4 protein-coding genes are annotated in these 4423 nt (G+C 52.1%); all 4 read left to right on the top strand.

Annotated elements, in window-relative coordinates:
- Window positions 1-283: 283 nt before the first annotated feature.
- The gene (ilvN, locus tag H0Z23_RS08560) at window positions 284-778 is read left to right on the top strand and encodes an acetolactate synthase small subunit (RefSeq protein ID WP_296869028.1); all 495 of its coding nucleotides are present in this window, start codon (window positions 284-286) and stop codon (window positions 776-778) included.
- Between the two features lie 38 nt (window positions 779-816).
- Entirely contained in the window at window positions 817-1827 is a 1011-nt protein-coding gene (ilvC, locus tag H0Z23_RS08555) for a ketol-acid reductoisomerase (protein ID WP_296869027.1), read from the top strand.
- A gap of 55 nt (window positions 1828-1882) precedes the next feature.
- Window positions 1883-3424, top strand: a complete 1542-nt coding sequence (locus tag H0Z23_RS08550) for a 2-isopropylmalate synthase (protein WP_296869026.1) — start codon at window positions 1883-1885, stop codon at window positions 3422-3424.
- Window positions 3417-4423: aconitase/3-isopropylmalate dehydratase large subunit family protein (locus H0Z23_RS08545; protein WP_296869025.1), on the top strand; the 1007-nt coding region annotated here is incomplete at its 3' end. The genes H0Z23_RS08550 and H0Z23_RS08545, both read left to right, overlap by 8 nt.

The following is a 4423-nucleotide window of genomic DNA, read 5'->3' as shown; positions in this document are numbered from 1 at the left end:
CAAGGAGGGGGTTGACAAGGGATATAATGTCGCGTACAATTCCTCATAATTTAAGCCGGAACCGGAAGGAGGCATAACCGTGAGCGAATATAGGATAGCTGTCGAACTCGTCCTTATAGTAGTCGTACTCGTCCTTATTAGCTGCGGGTCCCCTCCCGGAGTGCCGGCGGACTAGTACGCATACGGCATAACCGGGCCGGGACCCATATAAAGGGTTCCGGCCTTTTTTTATATCGTGTGCTTGCAATTATGCGCACAGAAAATTAATTAGGGAGTGATCTAGATGAAACACACTATCAGTGTCCTGGCTGAAGATCACCCAGGAGTCTTAACCAGGCTGGCGGGGCTAATCTCCCGCAGAGGCTACAATGTAGACAGCTTAAGCGTTGGACGAACAGAAAAAGAAGGCATTTCGCGATTCACCCTTGTGGTGAGCGGCGACGATGAGACAGTCCAACAGATAGTAAAACAGCTGGAAAAGCTCATAGAGGTCATAAAAGTCAAGGAACTGAGCAAAGGCCCCTTCGTCGAAAGATGGATGGTCCTGGCTAAAGTTAAAGCTCCTATGGACCAAAGGCCTCTCCTCCTTCAAACTGCGGAAGTATTCCGAAGCCGGGTCGTGGACATAGGCGAAGACTCCCTAATACTTGAGACAACAGGAGACAGAGGGAAAGTAACGGCCTTCCTGGAAGCCGTGAAGCCTTTCGGCCTCGTGGAAATTTCATCCAGCGGCGCCGTGGCCCTGGAACGTGCAGGCTTTGCCAACGGGCATTCCTAAATATAAATTTCAAACTCATAAAGGAGAGTGGGTAGATTATGGCGAACATCTATTACGAAAAGGACGCAAATCTTGAGCTTCTTAAGGGGAAAACTGTGGCTGTTATCGGGTACGGAAGCCAGGGGCATGCTCACGCCCAAAACCTCAGGGACAGCGACATCGACGTGGTGATTGGTCTTCACGAAGGAAGTCGGTCCAAAAAGAGGGCCGAGGAGGATGGATTTGCCGTATATTCCGTGGCGGAAGCAACCAAAAAGGGAGACTTGGTAGTGTTTCTGATGCCCGACCACGTACAGGGCGAGGTCTACAAGGAACATATAAAGCCAAACCTAAAGAGCGGCGCATCCTTAGTCTTCTCCCATGGATTTACAATCCACTACCACCAGGTAGAGCCCCCAAAGGACTGTGACGTCTTCATGATCGCTCCCAAATCACCGGGACACTTGGTACGAAGAATGTACACGGAGGGCAAAGGCGTCCCGGGGCTTCTTGCGGTCTATCAGGACAGCTCAGGAAAGGCAAAGGATATGGCACTGGCATACGGCACAGCCATAGGCTGTGGAAGAGCTGGCATCATTGAGACAACCTTCGCAGAAGAGACAGAAACCGACCTGTTCGGTGAACAGGCAGTCCTCTGCGGCGGCGTAACAGAACTGGTGAAAGCAGGCTTTGACACCCTCGTCGAAGCAGGGTACCAGCCGGAAATAGCATACTTCGAGTGCCTCAACGAGCTCAAACTCATAGTGGACATGATGTTCGAGGGCGGCCTCAGCTGGATGCGCTATTCAGTCAGCGACACCGCCAAGTACGGCGACAAGGTAGCGGGGAAACAGGTAATTGACGAACACGTGCGGGCAACCATGAAAGGGCTCCTTGAAAGAGTCCAAAACGGAGAGTTCGCCAAGGACTGGATTTTGGAGAACCAGTGCGGAAGGCCTTCCATGAAAAAATGGGCAGAAAGGGAGAAAAACCACTTAATCGAAAAGGTCGGCAAAAAATTGAGAAAGATGATGCCCTGGCTGGAAGCCAAGGAAGCACCTGAAGCTTAAAAAACCAACGGGGGCGCACGCTTATGTGTGCCCCAACCGAAAGGAGAATATAGGGATGAGTGATGACTACGTAAGGATTTTCGACACAACCTTGAGAGATGGAGAACAAGCAGCGGGCATAAACCTTAATACAGCAGAAAAGATTCAGATTGCTCATCAACTTGCCTCCATGGGGGTAGACATCATAGAGGCCGGTTTTCCGGCAGCATCCCCAGGAGACTTTGAAGCTGTTTCCACTATAGCCAAGGAGGTGCAAGGCCCCGTCATCGCTGGCCTTGCAAGGACAAGGCCAGAAGACATAGAAGCCGCATACAATGCCGTCAAACATGCTGAAAAACCCAGGATCCACACCTTCATAGCCACAAGCGACATCCACATGGAATACAAGCTCAAAATGGACAGGAAACAAGTACTTGAGGAAATAAAACGAGCAGTAACCCAGGCGAAAGGCTACGTAGATGACGTAGAGTTCTCCGCAGAGGACGCAAGCAGGTCTGACCTGGACTTCGTAATCGAGGCATTCAAGACCGCCATCGAGTGCGGCGCAACCACCATAAACATTCCTGATACAGTGGGCTACGCCCTTCCCGTGGAGTTTGGCGACTTCGTAGAGGAGATAATAAAGAGAGTTGACGCTCCCTCAAACGTCATATGGTCCTGCCACTGCCACAACGACCTGGGCCTGGCCGTAGCCAATTCGCTGGAGGCAGTGAAAAGAGGCGTAAGGCAGGTGGAGTGTACCATAAACGGCCTGGGTGAACGGGCTGGAAATGCAGCCATGGAAGAGATAGTGATGGCTCTCAAGACAAAAAAGAACTATTTCGGCGTGGAATCGCGCTTGAGCACCACGAAGCTCTACTCCATAAGCAAATTAGTCTCTAAGCTGACGGGCTTTACAGTCCCGCCAAACAAGGCCATCGTGGGGGATAACGCCTTCGCACACGAAGCAGGCATACATCAGCACGGCATTCTATGCAATAGAGCAACTTACGAGATAATGAAGCCGGAAGACGTAGGAGCTCCTGGCACAAAGCTTCACCTGGGCAAGCACTCAGGCAAGCACGCCTTCACCAAGCGCCTGGAGGACCTGGGCTTTGCCTTATCAAAAGAAGAAATAGCCCACGCTTTCAAGCTCTTCAAGGATCTATGCGATAAAAAGGAAATAGTAACCGACGGGGACATAGAGGCTCTGGTCGTAGACGAAATTCTCGCAGTAAGCTCAACTCGCAAGTTCAAATTGGTGAGTTTTTCCGTGAACGCCTCAGCCGGCAAAGGCACGGCGACCATAACTTTAATGGACGGCGAAGAGGAAAAATCCGACGCAGCAGTAGGCAACGGCCCCGTAGACGCTTCCTACGCAGCTTTGAAGAGAATAATCGGCATAGACCCGAAGCTGGAAAGCTACAGGGTGCACGCAGTCAGTGAACGTTCAGACGCCGTAGGTGAAGCAAGAGTCCTTTTGTCCTATAAGGGCCTGGAGGCACAAGGTCGTGGAGCAAGCACCGACGTAGTGGAAGCAAGCATAAAAGCTTACGTAAATGCCACCAACCGGCTTTATCAACTGGCAGCAGTAAAAGGAGTGGACATAGATGGGTAGGACCCTGGCAAGCGCCATAATCGCGAAAAAGACAACACAAAAGGCCCAAGAGGGAGAAATCTGCCAAGTCAACGTTGACTTTGCCTTCGCCAACGACATAACGGGAGCACCTGCCATAAGGGCCTTCAAGAAAATGGGGGCAAGGCGCCTCTTCGACCCTAAAAGGTGCGCCATACTCCCAGACCACTTCACCCCAAACAAGGACATAGCCGCCGCAAAGCAGGCCAAGGAAGCAAAGGAATTCGCCATGGAACAGGGCATGCTCTACTGGGAGCAGGGACGAGTAGGCATAGAGCACGCATTCCTGCCAGAGCAGGGCCTCATCTTACCCGGAGACATAGTAATAGGCGCTGACAGCCACACCTGCACGGGTGGTGCCATGGGCGCCTTCTCCACCGGTGTGGGCAGCACTGACCTGGCAGCCGTATGGGCACTGGGCCAAACATGGCTCAAGGTGCCTAAGACCATAAGGGTGATGCTCGAAGGCAAAAGGCCCGCCTGGATCTCCGGCAAGGACATCATCCTTGAGGTTCTGAGGCTTTTGGGAGTACAAGGCGCCCTCTATAAAGCTTTGGAGTTCTCGGGAGAGACAGTATCAAGCCTTCCCATGGACGATAGGTTCACCCTGTGCAACATGGCGATAGAAGCGGGAGGGAAAGCAGGGTTGTTCGTGCCTGACGAAAAAATACTAAAATATGCAGAAAAACGAGCGGCAAGAGCTTTCGAGCCAGTATATCCTGACAGCAACGCATCCTACGAACGAACCATTACCATTGACGTATCAGGGCTCGAGCCCCTCGTGGCACTGCCTCACCTTCCCTCTAACGTGAAGCCTGCAGCGCACTGCGAGGATATAAAGATAGACCAGGCCTTCATAGGCTCCTGTACCAACGGAAGGCTCAGGGACATGGAACAGGCCGCTTTGGTTTTAAAGGGCAGAAAAGTCCACCCAACCACCAGGTGCATAATCATTCCCGCCTCCCAGGAGGTCTTCCAGGC

Origin of the sequence: Thermovirga sp. (assembly GCF_017656375.1) — a bacterium.
Taxonomy (GTDB): domain Bacteria; phylum Synergistota; class Synergistia; order Synergistales; family Thermovirgaceae; genus Thermovirga.
The sequence above is the reverse complement of the archived record's forward strand: the minus strand, read 5'-3'. Positions and strand labels throughout refer to the sequence as shown.

Coding starts and splice junctions, on each gene's coding strand:
- ilvN (WP_296869028.1), top strand. CDS start 284: ATGAAACACACTATCAGTGTCCTGGCTGAAGATCACCCAGGAGTCTTA.
- ilvC (WP_296869027.1), top strand. CDS start 817: ATGGCGAACATCTATTACGAAAAGGACGCAAATCTTGAGCTTCTTAAG.
- H0Z23_RS08550 (WP_296869026.1), top strand. CDS start 1,883: ATGAGTGATGACTACGTAAGGATTTTCGACACAACCTTGAGAGATGGA.